Origin of the sequence: Agrococcus jejuensis, from assembly GCF_900099705.1 — a bacterium.
Taxonomy (GTDB): domain Bacteria; phylum Actinomycetota; class Actinomycetes; order Actinomycetales; family Microbacteriaceae; genus Agrococcus; species Agrococcus jejuensis.
Genome location: NZ_LT629695.1, coordinates 1,104,011 through 1,129,816, shown reverse-complemented (window position 1 = coordinate 1,129,816; position 25,806 = coordinate 1,104,011). Strand labels below are relative to the sequence as shown.

Below are 25,806 nucleotides of genomic sequence, written 5' to 3'. Positions count from 1 at the left end.
GGATGCGCGACGCCCGAGGCACTCACCCCGCAGGCGGGATGAACGCCGCGCGGATCGGCTCCGGCGACCACCGCTCGTCGGCATCCTGCAGCGGCACGGCGTCGCCGACGATGCGCGAGACGTCGCCCACGAACGCGCCCCGCGACGCGTCGCCCGCGAGCGCCGCGCGGATGGCGTCGGGTGCGATGGGCGAGGTGCTCGCGAGCAGCACCGCGTTGCCGAACCGCGCGCCGGCCAGCACCGATCCCTGCACGATGAGCGCCGTATGGCCGAACGCCGCCGACAGCGTCGCGAGGTGGGATGCGGTGAAGTCCAGCTCGGGCCCGGCGACGCCGTTCACCACGAGCAGGCCGCCGGGTACGAGCGCAGCGCGGGCCGCGAGCGCGCACTCGAGCGACGTGAGCGCCGGCGGGATGCGGCCGCCGGCGTAGACGTCGATCGCGATGGCCTCGAACGAGGCGGCGGGCGCCGCGTCGAGCCACGCCCGAGCATCGCCGACCACGACCGACACCCCGCGAGGCGGCGGCGCGTGGGCGACGACGAGGTCGACGATCGCCTGCTCCAGCTCGACGACGGTCTGCGCGGCCGACGGGCACGCGTGCGCGACCTGCCGAGGCAGGCTCATCGCCGCCCCGCCGAGGTGCGCGATGCGCGGAGCAGGACCCAGCAGCGACGACAGCCCCGCGAGCATCCACCGCACCGTCGCATGCGGCGACGGCTCGGCGTCGTCGCCCACGTGCGACTGGCGGAACCCGTCGATCTCGAGCGCCCAGCCGTCGTCGAGCACGACGATAGACGCCGACTGCCCGCTCGACAGCCGCACCGACTCGGGCGCCGACGTCACCGCACGTGCTCCCACGCGATCCGGTACGCGGCGTCGAACCGCTTCGAGCACTGCCCGCAGCTCGCCGCCCGCGTCGGCCGTCTGAACCGATGGTGCACGTGCCCGGCGGGGCAGCGGCCGATCCACGGCGCGAGCTCCGACGCGATCTCGCCGTCGTGCAGGCGCCCGCCCACGTAGCCGAGCTCCTTCGCCACGCGCCGCCACCGCGGGCCGTGCCCGGCATCGAAGCCGGCGAGCGCATGCGCGACCTCGTGCAGCAGCACCTGATGCACCTCGTCGTCCTCGTACCGCGACGCCAGGTGCCGCGACACCGAGATGCGGTGCGTCGCATGATCCGTCAGCCCCGCGCGCCGCTTCGCGTGGTCGAACGCGAACGTCCACGAGTCGTCGAGGTGGATGCGGATGAGCGACTCGGCCCACACCCGCACGCGCGCGAGGTCAGCCACGCCGCACCTCGAGCGCGGCGAGGGCACCGCACGCGCGTACCCGCGCAGCCGACCGCATCCCCACGCATCCATCGTCGCACCGACCACCCACCGACGGGCGCGGCCGAGCCGTGGGAAGCGCAGCCCGCCGATGGTGGTTGGATCGAGATGGAGGTCCCGTCGACGCGACGCCCGTTCGCACGACGCACCTCGCGCCGCTCGCCGGACCCCGCGCCTGTCGACCTCCCGGGCGCCGATCGGCACCCGCTCGCAGAGCGAAGGAAGAGGGGCCGGCACATGGCCAGGTTCGAAGGCAAGGTCGCGATCGTCACCGGCGGCGGCAGCGGCATCGGCGCGGAGATCTCGCGCAGGCTCGCCGCCGAGGGCGCGAAGGTCGTCGTGACCGACATCCGCCTGGATGCGGCGCAGGCGACGGTCGATGCGATCGCTGCCGCAGGCGGCGTGGCCGTCGCGTTCGCGCACGACACCGCGAAGGCTGCGGAGTCCGAGGCGGCGGTGGCCTTCGCGCAGACGACCTACGGCGGCCTGCACCTCGCGGTGAACAACGCCGGCATCGGTGCGCCGCAGCAGCGGATCGGCGACTACGACATCGAGACGTGGGACCGCGTGCGCGCGATCGACCTCGACGGCGTCTTCTACGGTCTCCGCTACGAGCTGCCCGCGATCGTGGCCTCGGGTGGCGGTGCCATCGTGAACATGGCGTCGGTCCTCGGCCATGTCGGCCTCGCCGAGAACGCGGCGTACGTGACGGCGAAGCACGCCCTCGCGGGGCTCACGAAGGTCGCGGCGCTCGAGTACTCCGCCGACGGCGTGCGCACCAACGCGGTGGCTCCCGGGTTCATCGACACCCCCGCGGTGCGTGCCGGGCTCTCGCCGGAGGCGATCACGGCGCTCGAGGCCGAGCACGCGACGAAGCGACTCGGCACCGACGCCGAGGTCGCGGCGCTCACGCTGTTCCTGCTCAGCGACGAGGCGTCGTTCATCACGGGCAGCTCTCACATGGTGGATGGCGGGTACTCGGCGCACTAGCCGTCTGCTCGTGTGCGCGTCGCGGTGGTGATCGCGGCCGCGCATGCGGTGGTGATGGATGCGGTGCGCACCCGAGCGGTCCAACAGTGGTCAGTAGATGTCGTCCCGACGGCGTGTCGGCGACATCTACTGACCACTCATCGACATCACGTGACCAATCACCGCAAGAAGTGACCAATCACCGCAAGAAGTGATCGCTCACTCCCGCACGAAGACCCTGCGGCCGCCGACCCAGGTCTCGTCGTTCGCGGTGTCGCCGATCTCGTCGGGGGCGCCGGCGAACGGGTCGCGGGAGGCGATCGCGAGGTCGGCGAGGCGGCCGGGGGCCAGCACGCCCGACTCCCAGCGGTTCAGCCACGCCGAGCCCGCCGTGTAGGCCGAGAGCGCGGTCGGTAGCGGCAGCGCCTCCGACGGCAGGAACGGTCGCGCGCCGCGCGTGCCCGGCTCGGTGCGGTTCACGCCCACGTGGATCGCCGCCCACGGGTCGGGCGTCGACACCGACCAATCCGACCCGGCGGCGAGCACGGCGCCGGCGGCGGCGAGCGACGCGAACGGGTACTGCCACGAGACGCGGTCTGCGCCCTCGCCACCGAGGAACGGGATCGTGAGGTCGAGCATCTGGTCCTCGAACACGGCCCACAGCATCTGCATGTTCGCCGCGACGCCCAGCGACCGGAACCGCGGCCGGTCCAGAGGGTGCACGACCTGGATGTGCGAGATGTGCGGCCGCGAGTCCGTCCACCCGTTCGCGGCGCGCGCGGCCTCGACCGCGTCCAGGCACTCGCGCACCGCGCGGTCGCCGATCGCGTGGAAGTGCGCCTGGAAGCCGAGCCGCTCGAGCTCGGGCAGCGCCTCGGCGAGCACGGCGGGGTCGTGGAACGACAGCCCGTCGTTCGCCGTCGCGTGCCCGTGGCCGTCGCAGTACGGCTCGAGCATGCCGGCGGTGAAGTTCTCGGCGACGCCGTCCTGCATGATCTTCACGCTCGTCGACGTGAACGTGCCTGCCGTCCACGCGTCGCGCCGCTCGACGAGCTCGGGGATCTGGTCGACGCCGCGCCCGCGCTCCCACCACAGCGCTCCGCGCACCCGCGCGGTGAGCTCGCCCGACGAGGCGAGCGCGAGGTACGTCGGCCCGGGGTTCGGGGCGTCGCCGTAGTCGCCGAGGATCGCGTCCTGCCAGCCGACGATGCCGAGCGAGTGCAGGTACCGCTGCGCCACGCGCAGCGCCTCGGCCATCCGCTCGGGCGACTCGACGGGGATGTGCCGGTTCACGAGCGTCATGGCACCCTCGTGCAGCGTGCCGCTCGGCGAGCCGTCGGCGAGGCGCTCGATGCGCCCATCCGCGGGGTCGGGGGTGGATGCGGTGATGCCGGCGAGGCGCAGCGCCACCGAGTTCGCCCACGCGCCGTGCCCGTCGCGGTTCGTGATGAAGGCGGGGCGATCGGGCACGATCCGATCGAGGTCGGAGGCCAGCGGCGTGCCGCCGGGGAACGCCGCCATCGCCCACCCGCCGCCGAGCAGCCACGGCTCGTCGGGGTGCTCGGCGACGTAGTCGGCGATCGCGTCGAGGTACGCGTCGCGCGACACGTCGCTGCCGGCGAGGTCGCAGCGCAGCATGTCCAGGCCGCCCCACGCGGGATGCACGTGGCTGTCGACGAAGCCGGGCGTCAGCAGGCGGCCGCCGAGGTCGACGATCTCGGTGGATGCGGTGCGCAGCTCGAGCACGTCGTCGTGGCCCACGGCCACGATCCGGTCGCCCGACACCGCGAGCGACGTCGCCCACGAGCGGGCGGCGTCGGCGGTGAAGATCGGGCCGTTCGTGAAGATCGCGTCGACCACGTGGTCCGCCTTCCGTCGAGGGTCGTGTGGTGCGTGCGACCGCGCGAGCGGTCGGGAGGGTGGGGTCAGCCGCCCGTCATCGTGCGGGCGATCTGCGCCGTCGAGTCGCCCGAGCGACGCAGCACGACGGCGACGAGCACGAGCACGAGCAGCGTGAGCACGAGCATCACCGTCGACATCGCGGCGATCTCGGGCCGCAGCCCCGACCGCACGGAGCCGAGGATGTAGACCGGCCACGGCGTCGAGCCCTGCACCGAGACGAACGCGGCGATGATCGTGTTGTCGAGGCTCAGCGTGAACGACAGCAGGAATCCCGACAGCACCGCGGGCGCCGTGAGCGGCAGCGTCACGCGCGTGAGCGCCTGGAACGGCGTCGCGTACAGGTCGGTCGCCGCGTGCTCGAGGTGCTCGTCCATGCCCACGAGGCGCGAGCGCACGAGGTAGGCGACGACGGCGGTCGAGAACAGCGACGAGCCGATCGCGAGGCGCACGATGCCGTCGTTGAGCAGCGTGATGCCGAGCTCGGTGCCCAGCTGCACGAACCACGGCAGCAGGGCGACGGCATCCACGATCTCGGGCGTCACGGTCACGAGCAGCAGCAGCGCCGTGAACCACACGGTCCACCTGCCTGGTCGCCGCGCGAGCGCGATGCCCGCCATCGTGCCGAGCACGGTCGCGAGCAGCGCCGACCAGATGGCGACGCGGATGGTCACGAGCACCGTCGCGACGATCTGCCGGTTGGCGAACGCCGCCTCGTACGCCGAGAAGCCGAAGCCGCCCCACGCCGACAGCAGACGTCCGTCGTTGAACGAGTAGACGACGATCACGAGGATCGGCGCGAAGAGGAAGGCCATGACGAGCCAGCCCCACACCGACAGCAGCACGTCGGTCACGGGGCGGCGCCTGCGGCGCACGGCGGGAGCGGTCACGATCCGTCTCCGATCCGCAGGCGCGTCGCGAAGCGCACCGGCCAGGTCACGAGCCACAGCATCGCCGCAGCGGCGACGGCCGACAGCACGGTGGTGAGGATGAGCACGACGGCCATCGCCGAGCCGAGCGCCCAGTTCTGCGCCGTCTGGAACTGGCTCGCCACCAGCTGCCCGGCCATGGTGCCCTGCGCGCCGCCGAGCACGGTCGCCGTGATGTAGTCGCCCATGAGCGGGATGTAGACGAAGAGCACGCCCGCGACGATGCCGGGGCGCGCGAGCGGCAGCGTCACGGTGAGGAAGGTGCGCACGCGGTCGGCACCGAGGTCCTTGCTCGCCTCGCGCAGCGGCCCCTCGACGCGGTCGAACGCGACGTACAGCGGCAGGATCATGAGCGGCAGGTAGTTGTAGACGACGCCGATGAGCACGGCGGCGCGCGTGTTCAGCAGCTCGATCGGGCCGAGCCCGAGCGCCATCATCCACTCCGACAGGAAGCCCTCGGGCGCGAGCATGACGCGCCAGCCGATGGTGCGCACGAGGAAGTTCGTCCAGAAGGGCACGAGCACGAGCCCGAGCATGAGGCCGCGGCGATGCGCGGGCACCTTCGTGGCGATCCAGTACGCGGCCGGCATGGCGATGAGGAGGCACAGGATCGTGCCGATCACGCCGACCCAGAGCGTGTTGAGGAACACGGAGGCGAAGGTCGGCGAGAGCGCCTCGAGGTAGCGGTCGAACGACAGCTGGTCGGTCGCGACGGTCTCGAACAGGCTCGGCTTGTAGCCGAACGAGTAGTAGAGCACGAGGCCGACGGGCGCGACGAAGAAGACGAGCAACCAGCACCACGCGGGCAGCGCCAGCAGGAACGCGGGGGCACGCAGGCGGCGGCGCGGCGGGGGCGTCGCCGCGCGGCGCGGGGCGGAGCCGAGCGCCGTCACGCCGAGGGCTCCTCGGCGGGTGCTGCGACGGTCTCGTCGGGGAAGACGGCGACGTCGGCGGGCGACCACGACAACGTCACGGCCTCGCCGGGCTCGACGCGCGGCGCCGTCGGGCGCGGCGTGAGCACCACGATGGAGTGGCGGCCCGACTCGACGATGAACTGCATCGACTCGCCGAGGTGGCTGATGCCCACGAGCCGGCCGATGATGCGGTTCTCGCCCGCATCCTCGCCCGCTGCGAGCGTCACGGCCTCGGGGCGGATGGCGGCGCGCACCTGCGTGCCGGCCACGAGGTCGGCGGTGCCGCGCAGCGTGACGCCGTCGGCCTCCACGAGCGCACCCGAGGCGGTGCCCGCGAAGAAGTTCTGCCTGCCGATGAAGCCGGCGACGTACGCGGATGCGGGGGAGCCGTAGACGGTGTCGGCGTCGGCGAGCTGCTCGATGCGGCCCGCGCGCATCACGGCGATGCGGTCGCTCATCGACAGCGCCTCGCCCTGGTCGTGCGTCACGAACACGAACGTCGTGCCGAGGCGCGCCTGCAGCAGCTTGAGCTCGACCTGCATCTCCTCGCGCAGCTGCCGGTCGAGCGCCGACAGGGGCTCGTCGAGCAGCAGCACCGACGGCCGGTTCACGAGCGCGCGGGCGAGGGCGATGCGCTGCTGCTGGCCGCCCGAGAGCGCGGTGGGCCTGCGGTCGGCGAACGACCGCATCCGCACCATGTCGAGCGCCTCGACGACGCGGTCGCCGATCTCGGATCGTGGCACGCGCGTGCGGCGCAGCCCGAACGCGACGTTCTCGGCGACCGTGAGGTGCGGGAAGAGCGCGTACTGCTGGAAGACGGTGTTGACGTGCCGCCGGTGCGGCGGCACGCCCACGACCGAGGCGCCCGAGATGCGGATGTCACCCGCGTCGGGCTCCTCGAAGCCGGCGATCATGCGCAGCGTCGTCGTCTTGCCGCAGCCCGACGGGCCGAGCAGCGACAGGAACTCGCCCTGCGCGATGTGCAGGTCGAGGCCGTCGACGGCCACGGCGTCGCCGTACCGCTTGGTGACGCCGGTGAGGGTGACGTCGCCCGCCTGCGCCTCGGCGGCCGCGTGGAGCGCTGCCTGCGCTGCCGTGTCGGTCATGCCTACTGGCCCGCCGCAGCCTTCATGGCGTTCCAGATCTCCACGCCGCGCGGCTGCGCATCGTTGACCTCGCCGTTGTGCATCGTGGCGAGCTGCTCCTCGGTGAAGAACACGATGTCGGTGCGCTCGAGACCCTCGGCGTTCGCGGCGTCCTCGATGCCGGCGACGCCCGTGTGGTAGCCGATGTAGTCGAGCTCCTGCAGCGACACCACGGGGTCGAGCACGTAGTCGATGAACGCGTGCGCGGCCTCGGGGTGAGGTGCGCCCACGGGGATGCACCAGTTGTCCATCCACAGCTCGGTGTCGGGAGCACCGAGGCGCCACTGCCAGCGGTCGGGGTCCTCGGACTCGAGGATGCCGAGTCGCGCATCGCCGTTCCAGCACTGCATGAGCACCTGCGTGCCCTGCTGCATGGCGCCGGAGCCCGGGTACGAGTCGAACGCCGAGATGTGCTGCGCGAGCGTGTTCACGAGGAAGTCCTCGGCGGCGGCGAGGTCGGCCTCGTCGGTCGTCGTCCACGGGATGCCGTTGGCCCAGAAGTAGAGGCCTGTGATGTTCTCGGGGGCGTCGAGCAGGCTCGTGCGGCCGCTCGCCTCGTTCTGCGCCGCGTCGAGGAAGTCCTCCCACGTCACGAGGTCGCGGCTGATGGCGGTCGAGTCGAACACGAAGCCCGTCGTGCCCCAGTCCTTGCAGATCGAGTACGCGTTCTCGGGATCCCAGTCCTGCGCCGCGAACGCCGGGTCGAGGTTCGCGAGGTTGGGGATGAGGTCGAGGTTGAGCTCCTGGATGAGGCCCTGCTCGATGAGCTGCGGGATGAACACGCCCGTCGGCACGATGATGTCGAAGCCCGAGGTGCCGTTGGCGGCGACGAGGCGCGCGATCATCTCCTCGTTCGACGAGTAGGAGTCGAGGGTGATCTGCGGGCCCTCGGCGTCGGTGAACCCCGTGAGGGTCTCGGGGGCGTCGTAGTCGCCCCACGTGTAGATGGCGAGCGCATCCTCGAGCGCGCCGCCCGTCGCCTCGGGAGCCTCGCTCGTCGACGGGCCGGAGCATGCCGCGAGGAAGGCCGTCGCGCCCGAGCCTGCGGCGACGGCGAGGAAGCCGCGACGCGTGAGTTCGCTCGTGATCGCCTGCGAGCCTGCGCGGCTCGCGAGGATGCGGATGGGTCGTCGTGCCATCGGTGCTCCTTGGGGCTGGGCGCCGCGCGTCGGGCGCTCGGTTTCCAGGAGCGTAGGTGGGCGGATGCGGCCGGGGCAATGGATCCGGTGGTCGCGAGATCGGATCGTCACCGATCCGTGACCCCTGTGCAACACACGCGACGCATTCCGAAGCCGAACCCCGCGAACGGCGACGGATCGGGGTACGCGGGCCCTCACCAGCTGGTCGAGGAGCGCGCCAGCCCCTGGGCGAGCCCGCGTCACGAGACCACGCGACCGCCGCTCCCGCGCAGCCACGCGCATGGTCGCGTCGAGCGAGCACCTCGCGAGGTCTCGTGACGGCTCCTCGCTGCGCTCGGGGCCTCCTCGACCAGCTGGAGGGCTGAGGGCGGTGCGCTCAGCGCCCGCCGAACAGCGGATGCGTCGGCCGCGCCCGCCCTGTGGCACCCTCGGCGCGATCCGCGCGGTCGAGCGCGACGAGCAGCGACACCTCGGCGGCATCGATCGCCTCGGCCCGGGCGGCGTCGCCCGCCTCGTCGACCTCGCCCGCCGCGGCGAGGTCGCCGGCCGTCGACTGCGCGGCGCGCAGCAGCGCGAGCGACTCGGCGAGGTCGTCGGCCGCCTCGCGCCAGCGCTGCGCCGCGAAGCGCGCGACGCCCCGCTCGTGCAGCGCCTCGGCGAGCACGGCATCCCAGCCCGATGCGCGTGCCTCGTCGACGACGGAGTCGCAGTCGCGCAATGCGGCGACCAGCTGGCCGCCGCCGACGGCGATCGCGGCGCGCAGCAGCCGCATCCGCGCGCTCTCGCGCCGATCGCCCGTGGCGCGCGCGACCATGAGCGCTCGCGCGGCGCTGCCTGCCGCCTCGTCGACGCGGCCGATCGCGAGCAGCAGCCAGGCGCGCTCGGCGAGGTCGGCCATCGCCCGCGACAGCCCGATGGCGTCGATGCGCGCCGTCGCGGCGGCGACGTCGACCGTCGGACGCAACGTCGTCACGTCGAAGCCGAGCACCGCATGCATGCGCACATCCTGCACCCGACCACCGACGCGATCCGCGCGCATCGCCCGACGCATCCGAGACTCATGGCGAGCCCCGAGGCGGCGCCGTGCCGCTACCCGAAGACCGAGCGGTTGGGCGGCGGCGAGGGCAGCGCCGTCGCGTCGGTCACGATGGCGCCGCTCGACGCGAAGCGCCGCAGCTCGTCGCCCTCGACGACCTTCGCGGGCCACGGGTCGCGCTGCAGCGCCGCGGGCACGCCGTCGAGGCGCAGCGGCTCGTCGGAGGCGACGGCGACGAGGTTGCCGTAGCGCCGGCCCTTGAGGAACCCGGTGTCGGCGATCGCCGCGACGTGCGGGTGCACGTGCGTGAGCGTCGCGAGCTGCGAGCGCACGAAGCGCAGCTCGCGGCCGTCGGCGAGGTTGACGCACAGCACGCCGCCGGGCGCCAGCAGCGCGCGCACCCGCTCGTGGAACTCGACCGACGTCACGTGCGCCGGGGTCTGCGAGCCGGCGAACACGTCGACGATCACGAGATCGCACGCGCCCACGAGCCCGCCGGGCAGGCGCTCGAGCACGGCGCGCGCATCCCCGTAGCGGATGCGGATGCTCGCCTCGCGCGGCAGCGGCGCGACCTCGCGCACGATCTCGACGATGCCGGGCTCGAGCTCGATGACCTGCTGGCGCGAGCCGGGCCGCGTGCGGGCGACGTAGCGGGGGAGCGTGAGAGCGCCGGCGCCGAGGTGCACGGCCGTGAGCGGGCCGGGGCGCATGGCGTCGAGCACGTGGCCGATGCGCTGCACGTACTCGTAGACGAGCAGCTCGGGGCGCTCGGGGTCGACGTGCGACTGGGGCGTGCCGTCGACGACGAGCTGGTAGCCGCCGTCGCCCGAGAAGCGCATCTCGGCGTGCATGCCGTTCGAGAGCGTCGTCGAGGGGAGTGCGGACACGCCCCCATCCTGCCGCGTGCCGCCCGGGTCCTGGCGACGGCGCTGTCCCTTTCCCGCCGGGGCTGCAGATCGATTGGCGCCAATTGGCGCCGATCGACCGGGATCGGTCGCAAGAGGTGGCCAATCGATCGCAGAAGGTGGCCAATCACGCGAAAGGCGGCCAACCGATCGCAGAAGGCGGCCAATCGACTGGCGAGGTCGCCGCGAGACGGACGCGTTCGCCGCGAGCGCACGGATCGGGGGATCGCGAGACACGCCGGGAGTGGACACGAGAATCCGCCGCGCGTATCGTAGGAGTTTGCCTCTGGCTTCCCCATGCCCTCATATTGCGGTCGGCGTGCGCTCTCGAGCGCTTCATCGGGGCCGGATGGCAACTCACCTTACGACGTCGACCCGCAGCGGCTGCAACCCGCATGCGGCACGGAGGTAGTCACCTTGGCAGATGCCATCACCGGGCGCAGCGCCGCCCGACTGAGCTTCGCGAAGATCCCCGAGACCCTGACGGTCCCCGACCTGCTGGCGCTCCAGACCGAGAGCTTCGAGTGGCTCATCGGCTCGAAGGCCTGGCAGGACCGGCTGGCCGCGGCCGAGGCGGAGGGGCGCGACGACGTCTCCCGTCAGTCCGGCCTGGAGGAGATCTTCGAGGAGATCTCGCCCATCGAGGATCTGGGCGAGAAGATGCAGCTCTCCTTCTCGGAGCCGTCCCTCGAGGAGCCGAAGTACACGATCGACGAGTGCAAGGAGCGCTCGAAGACGTACGCGGCGCCCCTCTACGTGGCCGCCGAGTTCATGAACCACGAGACCGGCGAGATCAAGTCGCAGACGGTCTTCATGGGCGACTTCCCGCTCATGACCGAGAAGGGCACGTTCATCATCAACGGCACCGAGCGTGTCGTCGTGTCCCAGCTCGTGCGTTCGCCGGGCGTCTACTTCGAGCGCACCGCCGACAAGACCTCCGACAAGGACGTCTACTCGGCTCGCGTCATCCCGAGCCGTGGTGCATGGCTCGAGTTCGAGATCGACAAGCGCGACGCCGTCGGCGTGCGCATCGACCGCAAGCGCAAGCAGTCGGTCACGATCTTCCTCAAGGCCCTGGGCCTCGAGACCGAGGACATCGCCCGCGAGTTCGCAGGCTACGAGTCGATCCTCGCCACCCTCGAGAAGGACCCGGTGATGTCGAAGGAGGACGCCCTCCGCGACATCTACCGCAAGCTCCGTCCGGGCGAGCAGGTCGCTGCCGAGGCTGCGCGCGCGCTGCTCGACAACTTCTACTTCAACCCGAAGCGCTACGACCTCGCGAAGGTCGGCCGCTACAAGGTCAACCGCAAGCTCGGCATCGACGTGCCCATGAGCGACTCGGTGCTCTCGGTCGACGACATCGTCGCGACCATCAAGTACCTCGTCGCGCTGCACGCGCAGGAGACCACGCTGCCCGGCGTCCGCAAGGGCGAGGCCGTCGACATCCGCCTGGACACCGATGACATCGACCACTTCGGCAACCGCCGCATCCGCGCGGTCGGCGAGCTCATCCAGAACCAGGTCCGCACGGGTCTGGCTCGCATGGAGCGCGTCGTGCGCGAGCGCATGTCGACGCAGGACATCGAGGCGATCACGCCGCAGACCCTGATCAACGTCCGCCCCGTGTCGGCGGCGATCAAGGAGTTCTTCGGCACGTCGCAGCTGTCGCAGTTCATGGATCAGAACAACCCGCTCGCGGGCCTGACCCACAAGCGCACGCTGTCGGCGCTCGGCCCCGGTGGCCTCTCGCGTGAGCGTGCAGGCGTCGAGGTCCGTGACGTGCACCCGTCGCACTACGGCCGCATGTGCCCGATCGAGACCCCTGAGGGTCCGAACATCGGCCTCATCGGTCGTCTCGCGACGTTCGGCCGCATCAACGCGTTCGGGTTCATCGAGACGCCGTACCGTCGCGTCGTCGACGGCGTCGTCACCGAGCAGATCGACTACCTGACGGCCTCCGAGGAGGACGAGCACACGATCGCGCAGGCGAACTCGCCGTTCGACGCCAAGGGTCGCCTGACGTCGGAGAAGGTCATCGCCCGCAAGAAGGGCGGCGAGGTCGAGCTCATCACGCCCGAGCGCGTCGACTACATGGACGTCTCGCCGCGCCAGATGGCGTCGGTCGCGACGAGCCTCATCCCGTTCCTCGAGCACGACGACGCGAACCGCGCCCTCATGGGTGCGAACATGCAGCGTCAGGCCGTGCCGCTGCTCCGCAGCGACTCGCCGCTCGTCGGCACCGGCATGGAGGGCTTCGCAGCCATCGACGCCGGCGACGTGGTGACGGCCGACAAGGCCGGCGTCATCGCCGAGGTCTCGGCGGACGTCGTCACGGTGCAGCTCGACGAGGGCGGCACGCAGACGTACTACCTGCGCAAGTTCGACCGCTCGAACCAGGGCACGTCGTACAACACGCGCGTCATCGTCTCGGCGGGCGACCGCGTCGAGGTCGGCCAGGTCATCGCCGATGGCCCCGCGACCGAGAACGGCGAGCTGGCGCTCGGCAAGAACCTCCTCGTGGCGTTCATGCCGTGGGAGGGCCACAACTACGAGGACGCCATGATCCTCAGCCAGAACCTCGTGAAGGACGACGTCCTCTCCTCGATCCACATCGAGGAGTACGAGGTCGACGCCCGTGACACGAAGCTCGGCAAGGAGGAGATCACGCGTGACCTCCCCAACGTGAGCCTCGACCTCATGGCCGACCTCGACGAGCGCGGCATCATCCGCATCGGCGCCGAGGTGCGTCCCGGCGACATCCTCGTCGGCAAGGTCACGCCGAAGGGCGAGACCGAGCTGTCGGCCGAGGAGCGTCTGCTCCGCGCGATCTTCAACGAGAAGAGCCGCGAGGTGCGCGACACGTCGCTCAAGGTGCCCCACGGCGAGCAGGGCACCGTCATCGCGGTGAAGCACTTCAACGCCGAGGATGGCGACGACGAGCTGGGCTCGGGCGTGCACGAGAAGGTCGTGGTCTACATCGCGCAGAAGCGCAAGATCACCGAGGGCGACAAGCTCGCCGGCCGTCACGGCAACAAGGGCGTCATCGCGAAGATCCTGCCCGAGGAGGACATGCCGTTCCTCCCCGACGGCACGCCGGTCGACATCGTCCTGAACCCGCTGGGCATCCCGAAGCGCATGAACTTCGGCCAGGTGCTCGAGACCCACCTCGGGTGGATCGCGGCGACGGGCTGGGATGCCGACGCGAAGGCGGAGTGGGCGAAGAACCTGCCCAAGGAGATCCTCAAGGCCGGTCCCGGCACGAAGGTCGCCACCCCCGTGTTCGACGGTGCGACGGAGGAGGAGATCATCGGTCTCCTCGACTCGACGCTCCCGACGCGCGACGGCGACCGTCTCATCGACGGCTCGGGCAAGGCCCGTCTGTTCGATGGCCGCTCGGGCGAGCCGTACCCGTACCCGATCTCGGTCGGCTACATGTACATCCTGAAGCTGCACCACCTCGTCGACGACAAGATCCACGCGCGCTCGACGGGTCCGTACTCGATGATCACCCAGCAGCCGCTCGGTGGAAAGGCGCAGTTCGGTGGCCAGCGCTTCGGCGAGATGGAGGTGTGGGCGCTCGAGGCATACGGCGCTGCGTACACGCTCCAGGAGCTCCTGACGGTGAAGTCCGACGACATCGTCGGCCGCGTGAAGGTGTACGAGGCGATCGTCAAGGGCGAGAACATCCACGACCCCGGCATCCCCGAGTCCTTCAAGGTGCTCATGAAGGAGATGCAGTCGCTCTGCCTGAACGTCGAGGTGCTCAACGCCGCCGGCGAGGTCGTCACCCTGCGTGACGACGAGGACGAGGCCCTCCGCACCGCCGAGGAGCTCGGCATCAACATCTCGCGTCCGGAGCTCTCGTCGATCGACGAGATCTGATCCGGTCCGCTACGAAGATTCAGCCAAGGGAACAACATTGATCGACGCAACCACGTTCGATGAGCTCCGGATCGGCCTGGCCACTGCGGAGGACATCCGCAAGTGGTCGTACGGCGAGGTGAAGAAGCCGGAGACCATCAACTACCGCACGCTGAAGCCCGAGAAGGACGGGCTGTTCGGCGAGCAGATCTTCGGTCCCTCGCGGGACTGGGAGTGCTCGTGCGGCAAGTACAAGCGCGTGCGCTTCAAGGGCATCGTCTGCGAGCGCTGCGGTGTCGAGGTCACGAAGTCGTCGGTGCGCCGTGAGCGCATGGGCCACATCGAGCTCGCCGCCCCCGTCACGCACATCTGGTACTTCAAGGGCGTGCCGAGCCGTCTCGGCTACCTCCTCGACATGGCGCCGAAGGACCTCGAGAAGGTCATCTACTTCGCCGCGTACATGATCATCGAGATCGACGAGGACGGCCGTCACGAGGACCTGCCCGGCATCGAGCAGGAGATCCGCCTCGAGATGGCGGAGCTCGAGAAGCGCCGCGACTCGGCCATCGCCGACCGCCTGCAGCAGCTGGAGACCGACGTCGCCCAGCTCGAGGAGGAGGGCGCGAAGGCCGACCAGAAGCGCAAGGTCCGCGACGCGGGCGAGCGCGAGATGGCGCAGATCCGCAAGGGCACCGACGAGCAGATCGCGCACCTCGAGCGCGTGTTCGACGACTTCCGCTCGCTGAAGGTCGGCGACCTGAAGCCCGAGGACGCCGTCTTCCACGACCTCGTGGACCGCTTCGGCGACTACTTCGAGGGCTACATGGGTGCGGAGGCGATCAAGCGTCGCCTGCTCGCGTTCGACCTCAAGACCGAGGCCGAGAACCTGCACACCGAGATCGCCGAGGGCAAGGGCCAGCGCAAGATCCGTGCGATCAAGCGCCTCAAGGTCGTGAACTCGTTCCTGCAGACGGGCAACAGCCCGGCTGCGATGGTGCTCGACGTCGTGCCGGTGATCCCGCCGGAGCTGCGCCCCATGGTGCAGCTCGACGGTGGCCGCTTCGCGACCTCCGACCTGAACGACCTCTACCGTCGCGTCATCAACCGCAACAACCGCCTGCGTCGCCTGCTCGACCTCGGTGCTCCCGAGATCATCGTGAACAACGAGAAGCGCATGCTGCAGGAGGCTGTCGACGCCCTGTTCGACAACGGCCGTCGTGGCCGTCCCGTCACGGGCACCGGCAACCGCGCGCTGAAGTCGCTCTCGGACATGCTGAAGGGCAAGCAGGGCCGGTTCCGTCAGAACCTGCTCGGCAAGCGCGTCGACTACTCGGGCCGTTCGGTCATCGTCGTCGGCCCGCAGCTCAAGCTGCACCAGTGCGGCCTGCCGAAGCAGATGGCGCTCGAGCTGTTCAAGCCGTTCGTCATCAAGCGCCTCATCGACCTGCAGCACTCGCAGAACATCAAGCACGCCAAGCGCATGGTGGAGCGTTCGAAGCCGCAGGTGTGGGACGTGCTCGAGGAGATCATCTCCGAGCGCCCCGTGCTGCTGAACCGTGCACCCACGCTGCACCGTCTCGGCATCCAGGCGTTCGAGCCGCTGCTCGTCGAGGGCAAGGCCATCCAGCTGCACCCGCTCGTCTGCTCGGCGTTCAACGCCGACTTCGACGGCGACCAGATGGCCGTGCACCTTCCCCTGTCGGTGGAGGCGCAGGCCGAGGCCCGCATCCTCATGCTGGCGTCGAACAACATCCTGAAGCCGTCCGACGGCCGTCCGGTGACGCTGCCCACGCACGAGATCGTGTCGGGTCTGCACCACCTCACGACGGTGAAGCCGGGCGCGACGGGTGAGGGCCGTGCGTTCTCGTCGGTCGCCGAGGCGATCATGGCGATGGACCAGGGCTCGCTCGACCTGGGCGCGCAGGTGAAGATCCGCATCGAGGGTCTGCACTTCCGCGAGCAGGACCGTCCCGAGGGCTTCGTCGACGGCGAGCCGTTCCTGCTCGAGACGTCGCTGGGTCGCGCGCTGTTCGCCGAGACCCTCCCCGCGGACTTCCCGTTCGTGCAGGAGGCGACGACCAAGCCGGTCATCTCGCAGATCGTGAACGCGCTCGCGGAGCGGTACCCGAAGGTCGTCGTGGCGGAGACGCTCGACAAGATCAAGGACGCCGGCTTCCACTGGGCCACGCGCTCGGGCATCTCGGTCGCCCTCTCCGACGTCATCACGCCGGCGGAGAAGAAGGCGATCGTCGCCAAGGCCGAGGTCGCGGCGCAGAAGGTGCAGGACCAGTACGACAACGGCTTCATCTCCGATGCCGAGCGTCGTCAGGACCTCACCGAGCTGTGGACCAACGCCACGAACGAGGTGCAGAAGGCCACGCAGGAGGCGTTCGACGAGAACAACTCCATCTACCGCATGGTCACGGCTGGCGCCAACGGCAACTGGATCCAGGTCCGCAACATCACCGGCATGCGCGGTCTCGTGACGAACCCGAAGGGCGAGGTCATCCCCCGTCCGATCATCTCGTCGTACCGCGAGGGTCTGTCGGTGGCGGAGTACTTCATCGCCACGCACGGTGCTCGCAAGGGCTCGGCGGACACGGCCCTCCGTACCGCCGACTCGGGCTACCTCACGCGTCGTCTCGTCGACGTGTCGCAGGACGTCATCATCCGCGAGGAGGACTGCGGCACCGAGCGCGGCCTCGACATGCCCATCGGCGAGACGATCGACGGCGTGCTGGTGCGCGGCGAGAACGTCGAGTCGTCGGTGTACGCCCGTACGCTCGCTGCCGACGTCGTCGCCCCCGACGGCACGGTGCTCGCGGCTGCCGGCGCCGACTTCGGCGACGTGCAGATCAACGCGGTCATCGCTGCAGGCGTCGAGGAGGTCAAGGTCCGCTCGGTCCTGACCTGCGAGTCGACCACGGGTGTCTGCGCTGCCTGCTACGGCCGTTCGCTGGCGACGGGCAAGCTCGTCGACATCGGCGAGGCCGTCGGCATCATCGCGGCCCAGTCGATCGGCGAGCCCGGCACGCAGCTCACGATGCGTACGTTCCACACCGGTGGCTCCGTGGGCGCGAGCGACATCACGCAGGGTCTGCCCCGCGTGACGGAGCTCTTCGAGGCCCGCACGCCCAAGGGTGCCTCCCCGATCGCCGAGGCCGCAGGCCGCGTGCGCATCGAGGAGGACGAGAAGGCGAAGCGCATCGTCATCGTCCCCGACGACGGCAGCGACGAGATCGCCTACCCGGTGCTGCGTCGTGCGACGCTCATGGTGCAGGACGGCGACCACGTCGAGCAGGGCGAGCAGCTCCAGGTCGGCGCGATCGACCCCAAGGAGGTGCTGCGCGTGCGAGGCGTGCGCGAGGTGCAGAAGCACCTGGTGTCCGGCGTGCAGGACGTGTACCGCTCGCAGGGTGTGCCGATCCACGACAAGCACATCGAGGTCATCGTCCGTCAGATGCTCCGCAAGGTCACCGTCGTCGACCACGGCGAGACCGACCTGCTGCCGGGTGAGCTCGTCGACCGTTCGCGGTACAACGACCTCAACCGTGCTGCGCTGACGTCGGGCAAGAAGACCGCGTCGGCCCGCCAGGAGGTCATGGGCATCACGAAGGCGTCGCTCGCGACGGAGTCGTGGCTGTCGGCCGCCTCGTTCCAGGAGACGACGAAGGTGCTCACGGAGGCCGCGCTCAACGGCCGCAAGGACTCCCTCGTCGGCCTCAAGGAGAACGTCATCATCGGCAAGCTCATCCCCGCGGGTACCGGTCTGCACCGGTACCGCGATGTGGAGGTGGAAGCCACCGAGGAGGCGAAGGCGGAGCGCTACCCGAACCGTCTGTTCGGCGACGCGTCGTCGTTCGGCGACGGCGACCTCGACTTCGTCGACTTCGACTCGTTCACCTCGGGCGACTCGTTCGGCGACGAGCCGGGCGTCTACCGCTGATCTGACCGATCCATCCCGAAGGGCCGTGCCGCGAGGCGCGGCCCTTCGGCGTTCCCGGGCGAGCCCGCGTGCCTCCCCGGCCCCGGCGTGTCCCCTGGCTAGGCTCATCCACCAGCGCAGCGCGCTGCGCTGAGGAAGCCAAGGAGCGACGCATGAGCGACACGACGAACCGCGACGGCCAGGTCGGCGACGACGACGGCGTGCAGCCGACCGTCTCGGCCGAGGACGCATCGACGTCGGTGACCGACCACGACGCGCACCAGCCGCTCGTCGACGACGGCGACGCGCCGACGCAGCAGCTGCCGACGCAGGGCGACGCGCCTGCGCACGCCACGGAGCCCGAGGCGCCGGCGAACGAGTCCGACGACTGGCAGCGCTCGTGGGACGAGGCGGGCGGCGGCGAGATCGAGCCCACCGTCATCGCCCCGTCGTCGCTGCGCGGCCCGTCGCACGATGCCGAGGTCGAGCAGTCGTCGCTCGAGCAGACGCCCGAGGCGCCGCCCGAGCTCGTCGAGCCGCGTCGCCCGAGCCTGAGCCTGCGCGGCGAGCAGCGCCCCGACCTCGCCGACACGGCACCGTTCGCGGGCCTCACCGATCCCGAGGCGACGCAGGCGATGCCGACGACGCCGGCTGCCGAGGAGCCGGCGCCGACGCAGGCGCAGACGGCGCTGCTGCCCGAGCAGCAGGGCGAGCCGCAGTTCGAGGTCGGCGAGCCGACCGCGGTGGCGCCGGCGGTCGCGCCCGAGCAGCGCACCGAGCGTCTCGGATCGATCTCGGTCGACGACGAGACGGCACGGCAGGCGGCCACGGGCACGCCCATCGTGCTCGTCGAGACGCCGACGCCGCCCCGCAAGCGCGGCGCCCGTGGCGTCGGCTTCCTCGTCGCGCTGCTGTCGACGATCGTGTTCGCAGCCCTGCTGGGTGCGTTCATGCTGCTCGCCACGTACCTGTTCGAGCGCGACTTCGTGCTGGCCGACGAGCTGCAGGCGCTCTGGATGCGCCCGGCGTGGATCCTGCCCGTCGCGGTGTTCTTCGTCGCCTACTGGCTCGTGACGCTCATCGTGAACCGCGCGGGCTGGTGGGCGCACGTGCTCGGCGGCTTCATCGTGGCGCTGCTCGCGTACGCGGCGCACGTCGCAGGCTCGTTCCTCGAGACGCAGTCGAACGTGTGGGACGTCATGGGCCTCGTCGACATCACGGGCGCCGAGCTCGGGCTGCTGCTCGTCGCACCGACCTCGATCGTCACGTTCCTCGTCGCCCGCGAGGTGCCGGTGTGGTTCGGCGGCATCGTCGCGCGGCGCGGGCGCAGCGCGAAGCGCCGCAACAAGGAGGCGCTCGACGAGTACGAGGCCGAGCAGGCGCGTCGCCTCGAGGAGTACGAGGCGACTCGCGCCTGACGCGCGGACGCAGACGAGGCCCGGCGAGCGATGCTCGCCGGGCCTCGGTCGTGCGCACGGCACAGCGCCCGTCCAGCACGGTGGACCGCCGCTAGGGCATGATCGTCGGGTCGGTCCGAGTCGACGGAGGTGTCGTGGGCGTGCTGCGCTGGATGAAGGGACGTCGCAAGACGACCGCATCCATCGCCATCGTGTCGGCAGCCACGATCGCGCTGGGCGTGCTCGCGTTCACGTACGAGGGCTTCACGCAGACCGACGTCGACCTGCACGACGGCGGTGTGTGGGTCACGCGCACCTCGACCTCCGAGGTTGGCCACCTCAACGTCCAGGCGCAGGAGCTCGACGGCCACGTCTACGCGCCGTCGGGCTCGACGTCGTTCGACGTGCTGCAGGACGGCGCGAACGTGTTCCTGCGCGACGGCGACGGCACGCTGCTGCAGATCGACCCGGCGACGATGACGCTCGGCGCCACGGTGCCGCTCGCCGCCGACGTCGACGTGCAGCAGCGGGGCGGCACGGCCGCGATCCTGTCGCCCGACGGCGAGCTGTGGGCGATGCCCGTCGCCGAGATGGACGCGTTCGACCCCGAGGACCTCGACCCGATCGCCGAGGTCGGCGCCGACGCGGCCCTCTCGGTCTCGCTCGACGGCAGCGTCGCCATCGCGTCGCCCGAGCAGGGCGCCGTGCTCGTCTGGGAGCCCTCCGACGAGGGCGGCTTCGACGAGCCGTCGACGCAGGGCCGCGAGGGCCTCGAGGGCGCCGACGACGTGTCGCTGACGTTCGTGGGCGACGAGGCCGTGGCGCTCGCGGGCGAGCGCCTGTTCCTGCCCGGCCGCACGGTCGACGTGCCCGAGGGCGCCGTGCTGCAGCAGGTCGGCGACGCCGCAGCCACGGTCGTGCTCGCGACGAGCGACCTGCTGCTGCGCCAGCCGCTCGGCGTCGGCGAGCTCGTGCAGCAGTCGATCGGCGCCGAGGGTGGTGAGGTCGTCGCGCCCGTGCAGCTCGGCGGCTGCCTCTACGCGGCGTACCCGTCGAGCGGCCAGTTCGTGCGTGCCTGCCAGGATGCGTCGCGCAACGCCGAGGAGGCGATCGAGGGCCTCGAGGGCGCTGCGGTGTTCCGCGTGAACCGCGGCATGGTCGTGCTGAACCAGTTCGAGTCGGGCCAGTCGTGGCTCGTGACCGATCAGGTCGTGCTCGTCGACAACTGGGACGACCTCGTGCCGCCGCCGTCGGACGAGGAGTCGGAGGAGCAGGACGAGTCGCTCGAGGACATCCTGCAGCAGACGACGCCGCCGCCGACCGAGGAGAACCACGCGCCGGTCGCGACCGACGACCAGCTCGGTGCACGACCGGGTCGCGCGACGATCCTGCCGGTGCTCGCGAACGACTCCGACCAGGACGGCGACGTGCTGACGGCACGCGTCACCTCCGACCTGCCCTCGGGCGTCACGGTCTCGCCCATCGCGAACGACTCGCAGCTGCAGATCCAGATCCCCGCCTCGTTCTCGGAGCGCACGATCACGTTCCAGTACGAGGTCGACGACGGCCGCGATGGCACCGACTCGGCGACGGTGACCGTGACGGTGCGCACGCCGGAGGAGAACAGTCCGCCCGAGCCGCTGTTCGACCAGTCGTTCCAGATCGAGCAGACCGCGCGGTTCGAGTACCCGGGCCTGCAGGGCTGGTACGACCCCGACGGCGACGACTTCTACCTGCAGTCGGCCACGAGCCCGTCCGGCGACCAGATCGAGTCGAATCCCTCGGGCCGCATCCTGTACACGGCGACGGGATCGCCGGGGCCGACGTCGGTCGACATCGTCGTGGCCGACTCGCGCGGCGACACGGCGACGGGCAGCATCGGCGTGATCGTGATGGAGCGCAACACGGCGCCGATCACGGCGAACGCCGACTTCGTATCGGTGACGGTCGGGCAGGAGGTCTCGATCGAGCCCCTCGCGAACGACTACGTGCCCGGCACGCAGGATGCCCGCCTCGCGCAGGTCTCGTGGGAGCAGGCGCCGCAGATCACGGGCGATCATGACGACGAGACCGGCATCGCGACGCTCTCGAGCGACACGCCGGGCACCTACTACCTGCCGTACCTCGTGTCCGCCGGTGCCGCCTCGGCGAGCTCGCGCATCCGCGTCGACGTGCGCGAGGCCGACGACGAGGCACGGCCCGTCGCGGTGCGCGACATCGCGCTGCTGCCGCAGAGCGGCGAGACGCTCGTCGACCTGCTGGCCAACGACGTCGATCCCTCGGGCGGCGTGCTCGTGGTGCAGTCGGTGACGGTGAACGGCGTGCCGGTGACGGCGCAGCTGCTCGAGCGGCGCGTGCTGCGCCTCATCGACGCGCAGGGCCTCACGTCGGAGGCGACGATCTCGTACACGGTCTCGAACGGCCGGTTCACCGAGACCGGCCAGGTCGTGATCATCCCCGTGGCCCCGCCGTCGCAGCCGACGCCGCCGACGGCGGTGGCCGACACCGCGACGGTGCGCGAGGGCGACTTCGTGTCGATCCCGGTGCTCGACAACGACTTCAGCCCCGACGAGCTCGAGCTCACGGTGACGAGCGAGCTCGTCGAGACGACGTTCGCCGGCGGCACGGATGGCTGCGACGCGACGGGCGAGGACGTCGAGGGCTGCGCGTTCGTCGATGGCGACGAGGTGCGCGTGTTCGTGCCGGTCGGCGGCCCGTCGTCGGTGCGCGTCGTGTACGAGATCACCGACGAGTTCGGCAACCGGGCGTCGGCGCCGATCGACGTCACGGTCATCGCGCGCGACGCCGGCAACGACCCGCCCATCGCGCAGACCGTCGAGGCGCGCGTCGTCGAGGGCAATCGCGTGTCGATCCCGATCCCGCTCGACGGCATCGACCCCGATGGCGACGGCGTCGAGCTCGTCGGCTACGACGAGGCGCCTGACGCGGGCCGCGTCACCGAGGTGGGCGACGGCTTCTTCGTCTACGAGGCGTACGAGGGCACGGCGGGAACGACGTCGTTCACGTACCGCGTGCGCGATCGGTGGGGCATCGAGGCCACGGCCGCCGTCGTCATCGGCATCGCGCCGCCGCCCGACATCAACCAGGTGCCGTTCGCCGAGACCGACGCCGTGTCGGTGCAGCCGGGCCGTGCCGTGGCCGTGCCGGTGCTCGCGAACGACTCCGACCCCGACGGCGACACGCTCACGTTGCAGGTCGACGGCATCGAGGGCGCCTCGGAGGAGCTCGGCGACGTCACGATCGACGAGGACCGCAACACGGTCGACTTCACGGCGCCCGAGGCGCCGGGGGAGTACGAGCTGCGCTACACGATCGACGACGGCCGTGGCGGCGAGGCGCAGGGCGTCGTGCTGATCACGGTGGCCGAGGATGCGCCGCTCGAGGCACCGGTCGCCGTCGACGACGTCGTGCCCGCTGCCGACGTCGTGGCGGGCGAGCCCATCTCGGTGCCGGTGCTCGACAACGACCTCGACCCCGACGGCAGCCCCGACGCCCTCGAGGTCACGGTGCTGCAGGGTCCCGGCGACGTCGTGACCGACGGCATCCGTGTCACGCCGTCGGACGAGGAGTTCCAGGTCGTCACGTACCGCGTGACCGACCCCGACGGCGAGACCGCCGAGGCGTTCGTCTTCGTGCCGATCGCGCGCGACCCCGCTCCTCGCCTGACCTCCGACGCCGTCGTCGAGGTGCAGTCGGGCATCTCGTACGAGTTCGAGCTCAGCGAGTACGTGACGGTGTCGCAGAACAGCCCGCGCATCACGACGGCCGACCGCGTGCAGGCGACGAACGAGAACGAGGATCCGCTCGTGCTCGACGTCGACACGCTGCAGTACACCTCGGAGCTCGGCTACACGGGCCCCGCGACGCTGTCGTTCGAGGTCACCGACGGCACGAGCGAGACCGACCCGAACGGCACGACGGCCGTGCTGTCGATCGCGCTGCTCGTGCGCCCGTCGTCGGCGGTCGCGCCGACGTTCAGCGGCGCGGCGATCTCGGTGCCGCAGAACGGCCAGGTCGACTTCGACCTCACGACCGCGACGCGCGACCCCGACGTCGGCGACCTCGAGTCGATGGAGTACGAGCTCGTGGGCGGGCAGTCCGACCAGATCGACGCCGAGCTCTCGGGCCAGGTGATCTCGCTGTCGGCGCCGGTGGATGCGAACGTGGGCACGTCGGTGTCGTACTCGATCGAGGTGATCGACCGGCACGGCAACCGCGAGCCCGGCACGGTCGTCGCGACCGTCGTGATCTCGAACGAGCCGCTCGCGATCGTGCGCGACGACGCGGGCGAGGCCGTGCAGGGCATCGCGTCGAACGTCAACGTGCTCGCGAACGACTGGAACCCCTTCGAGGGCCAGGCGCCGCTCGTCGTCACGAACGCGGTCGTCGTCGGCGGCCAGGGTCAGGCGTCGACCGACGGCTCGACCGTCACCGTGACGCCCGGCGGCGACTTCTCGGGCGTGCTCACGGTGCAGTACACCGTGCGAGACGCGACGGACACCGCGCAGCGCGAGCGCACCGGCCAGATCGTGCTCAACGTGAAGGGACGCCCCGAGGCCCCCATCCGCCCCAACGTGCTGTCGGTCGGCGACCAGACGGTGACGCTCGCGTGGGCGGCCCCGGCGGCGAACGGCGCGGCCATCCAGGACTACACGGTGCAGAGCGCCGACGGCTCGTTCACCCAGCTCTGCACCTCGACGACGTGCACGCTGCAGGGGCTCGTGAACGACCAGACGTACCAGTTCCAGGTCGTCGCGAGGAACGAGGTCGGCTCGTCGGACCCGTCGCCGACGTCCTCCGACGCACGCCCGGACGTGCGCCCCGACCCGCCCGCTGCCCCGCGTGCCGAGCGCGGCGACACGCAGCTGTCGGTGACGTGGCAGACGCCCGGCAACCGCGGCTCCGCGATCACGCAGTACCTGCTCGAGATCAGCCCGCCGCCCGCGAGCGGCCAGCCGACGGTCATCGTGCCCGGCGGCGCGACGAGCTACGTGTGGCAGGGGCTCACGAACGGCACGGCCTACTCGTTCCGCGTGCAGGCGTACAACGACGCCCCCGAGCCGAGCGAGTGGAGCCCTGCGGGCGCCGCCGTGACGCCGGCCGGCCCGCCGTTCCAGGTCACGGGCGTCGCCGCCGAGCGCGACCAGTCCATTCCCGGCAACGTGCAGGTGCACGTCACGTGGTCCCAGCACGAGACGCAGTCGAACGGCGCCGCGATCACGAACTATCTCGTGCAGCCGTACTCGAACGGCGCCGCGTACGGCGATCCGCTGAGCGTCACGGGCGCGACGACTACGCGAGCGACGTTCGGTGCAGGCTCGCTGCCTGCGGGCGCCGGAGCGACGCTGACGTTCACCGTGCAAGCCGTCAACGACGTCGGGCCGTCGCAGGCGTCGGCGCAGTCGAACGGCGTGCGCGACGCGACGACGCCGGGCGCGCCGACCATCACGGGCGTCTCCGACGGCGACGGCTGGGCCGACATCACGATGCAGCCGGGGCCGACGAACGGTGCGCGCGCCGAGGAGGTCGCATACCAGGTCTTCGTCAACGGCACCCAGCGCGGTACCGTCTCGGCGACCGGCGGCCGCGTGACGGTGGCGAACCAGAACGCGCCGGGCGCGAACGTCACCGTGCGCGCCGTGTCGACGGTGCAGGGCATCACCTACGCGGGGCCGCCATCGAATGCGGTGCAGGCCGCCCCGTACGGGCCTATCCAGGCGCCGAGCGCGAACGCGACCGCAGGCACGAACACCGTGAACGTCTCGTGGGGTGCGCCGGCGGCCAACGGCCGCCCCGTGTCGGTGCAGATCAACATCAACGGCGGCGGGTGGGAGAACGTCGCCAACACCGGCTCGCGCTCGGTGCCGACGAATGCGGGCACCGAGACGCGCATCCAGGTGCGGGCGTCGACCGGGCAGGCCGAGGGCGTGCACGGCACGCAGACGACGCAGACGAGCGCCGCGGCCACCGCGCGGGCGAATCCGTCGGTGCGACTGACGCGAGGCGACAGCGCGGCTGGACCCGAGGGGTGCAACGCCCCCTGCTACTACTTCCAGATCAATTGGGAGAACCTCTCTCCTGGCGACTACACGTTCCAGTGCCACCACACCGAGTCCGCAAGCGGGAGCGAGTTCGCGACCCCCGGCACGATCAGCGTCGGTTCAGGGAACGGCAGCACGCAGTACCGGAAGAGCGGCAGCCGCCTCTGCTACAACGGCTACCCGGGTGACGCCTGGTTCACCTTGACGGGCGGGCCGGACAACGTGAACCTCACATCTCCGCGGGTCTCCTGGCCCTAGCGCGTCGCTGACGGCTCAGCCATCGTCCAGGCCCCGCG

14 protein-coding genes are annotated in these 25,806 nt (G+C 70.9%); 5 read left to right on the top strand and 9 right to left on the bottom strand.

Translation table 11 applies throughout. The features are described 5' to 3' along the window. Positions 1–22 precede the first annotated feature (22 nt). Positions 23–844, bottom strand: a complete 822-nt coding sequence (locus BLQ67_RS05310) for a spermidine synthase (protein ID WP_092503121.1) — start codon at positions 842–844, stop codon at positions 23–25. Further along, positions 841–1,290, bottom strand: coding sequence for a SprT-like domain-containing protein (locus BLQ67_RS05305; RefSeq protein WP_092506788.1), 450 nt, complete (start codon positions 1,288–1,290; stop codon positions 841–843). The genes BLQ67_RS05310 and BLQ67_RS05305 overlap by 4 nt, the downstream gene beginning before the upstream one ends. Before the next feature lie 276 nt (positions 1,291–1,566). On the opposite strand from BLQ67_RS05305, the gene BLQ67_RS05300 reads away from it, so the two are divergent. Then, entirely contained in the window at positions 1,567–2,319 is a 753-nt protein-coding gene (locus BLQ67_RS05300; protein WP_092503119.1) for an SDR family NAD(P)-dependent oxidoreductase, read from the top strand. A 198-nt stretch (positions 2,320–2,517) separates the two neighbouring features. Here the strand turns inward: BLQ67_RS05300 and BLQ67_RS05295 are convergent, their stop codons facing one another. From BLQ67_RS05295 to BLQ67_RS05265, 7 genes are all read right to left on the bottom strand, one after another. Further along, a complete protein-coding gene (locus BLQ67_RS05295) occupies positions 2,518–4,158 on the bottom strand; it encodes an amidohydrolase (RefSeq protein ID WP_231945175.1) in 1,641 nt (546 codons plus the stop codon). A 65-nt stretch (positions 4,159–4,223) separates the two neighbouring features. Continuing rightward, positions 4,224–5,087, bottom strand: coding sequence for an ABC transporter permease (locus BLQ67_RS05290; protein WP_231945174.1), 864 nt, complete (start codon positions 5,085–5,087; stop codon positions 4,224–4,226). Further along, positions 5,084–6,019 carry an ABC transporter permease gene (locus BLQ67_RS05285; protein WP_092503117.1) on the bottom strand — a complete coding sequence of 312 codons (936 nt, stop codon included), beginning with the start codon at positions 6,017–6,019 and terminating at the stop codon, positions 5,084–5,086. The genes BLQ67_RS05290 and BLQ67_RS05285 overlap by 4 nt, the downstream gene beginning before the upstream one ends. Then, positions 6,016–7,146, bottom strand: a complete 1,131-nt coding sequence (locus BLQ67_RS05280; RefSeq protein ID WP_092503115.1) for an ABC transporter ATP-binding protein — start codon at positions 7,144–7,146, stop codon at positions 6,016–6,018. Before BLQ67_RS05280 ends, BLQ67_RS05285 begins: the two co-directional genes overlap by 4 nt. A gap of 2 nt (positions 7,147–7,148) precedes the next feature. After that, positions 7,149–8,324, bottom strand: coding sequence for a polyamine ABC transporter substrate-binding protein (locus BLQ67_RS05275; protein ID WP_092503113.1), 1,176 nt, complete (start codon positions 8,322–8,324; stop codon positions 7,149–7,151). A gap of 376 nt (positions 8,325–8,700) precedes the next feature. Further along, entirely contained in the window at positions 8,701–9,321 is a 621-nt protein-coding gene (locus BLQ67_RS05270; RefSeq protein WP_092503111.1) for a hypothetical protein, read from the bottom strand. 92 nt (positions 9,322–9,413) lie between these two features. Next, the gene (locus tag BLQ67_RS05265; protein ID WP_407922485.1) at positions 9,414–10,247 is read right to left on the bottom strand and encodes a spermidine synthase; all 834 of its coding nucleotides are present in this window, start codon (positions 10,245–10,247) and stop codon (positions 9,414–9,416) included. Positions 10,248–10,562: 315 nt separating this feature from the next. Between BLQ67_RS05265 and rpoB the strand changes: the two genes are divergently transcribed. From rpoB to BLQ67_RS05245, 4 genes are all read left to right on the top strand, one after another. Further along, complete coding sequence (rpoB, locus tag BLQ67_RS05260; RefSeq protein WP_092503109.1) at positions 10,563–14,147, top strand: DNA-directed RNA polymerase subunit beta; 3,585 nt, start codon at positions 10,563–10,565, stop codon at positions 14,145–14,147. Positions 14,148–14,184: 37 nt separating this feature from the next. After that, positions 14,185–18,072, top strand: coding sequence for a DNA-directed RNA polymerase subunit beta' (gene rpoC, locus BLQ67_RS05255; RefSeq protein WP_092503107.1), 3,888 nt, complete (start codon positions 14,185–14,187; stop codon positions 18,070–18,072). Between the two features lie 152 nt (positions 18,073–18,224). Next, entirely contained in the window at positions 18,225–19,469 is a 1,245-nt protein-coding gene (locus tag BLQ67_RS05250) for a hypothetical protein (RefSeq protein ID WP_092503105.1), read from the top strand. A 134-nt stretch (positions 19,470–19,603) separates the two neighbouring features. Continuing rightward, positions 19,604–25,768: a fibronectin type III domain-containing protein gene (locus BLQ67_RS05245; protein ID WP_092503103.1), complete on the top strand. Its 6,165-nt coding sequence runs from the start codon at positions 19,604–19,606 to the stop codon at positions 25,766–25,768. Positions 25,769–25,806 lie beyond the last annotated feature (38 nt).

Bases quoted from the DNA above. Each gene is read 5' to 3' on its own strand.
- BLQ67_RS05300 (WP_092503119.1), top strand. From the start codon at position 1,567: ATGGCCAGGTTCGAAGGCAAGGTCGCGATCGTCACCGGCGGCGGCAGC.
- BLQ67_RS05280 (WP_092503115.1), bottom strand. From the start codon at position 7,146: ATGACCGACACGGCAGCGCAGGCAGCGCTCCACGCGGCCGCCGAGGCG.
- BLQ67_RS05275 (WP_092503113.1), bottom strand. From the start codon at position 8,324: ATGGCACGACGACCCATCCGCATCCTCGCGAGCCGCGCAGGCTCGCAG.
- BLQ67_RS05270 (WP_092503111.1), bottom strand. From the start codon at position 9,321: ATGCATGCGGTGCTCGGCTTCGACGTGACGACGTTGCGTCCGACGGTC.
- rpoB (WP_092503109.1), top strand. From the start codon at position 10,563: ATGCCCTCATATTGCGGTCGGCGTGCGCTCTCGAGCGCTTCATCGGGG.
- BLQ67_RS05250 (WP_092503105.1), top strand. From the start codon at position 18,225: ATGAGCGACACGACGAACCGCGACGGCCAGGTCGGCGACGACGACGGC.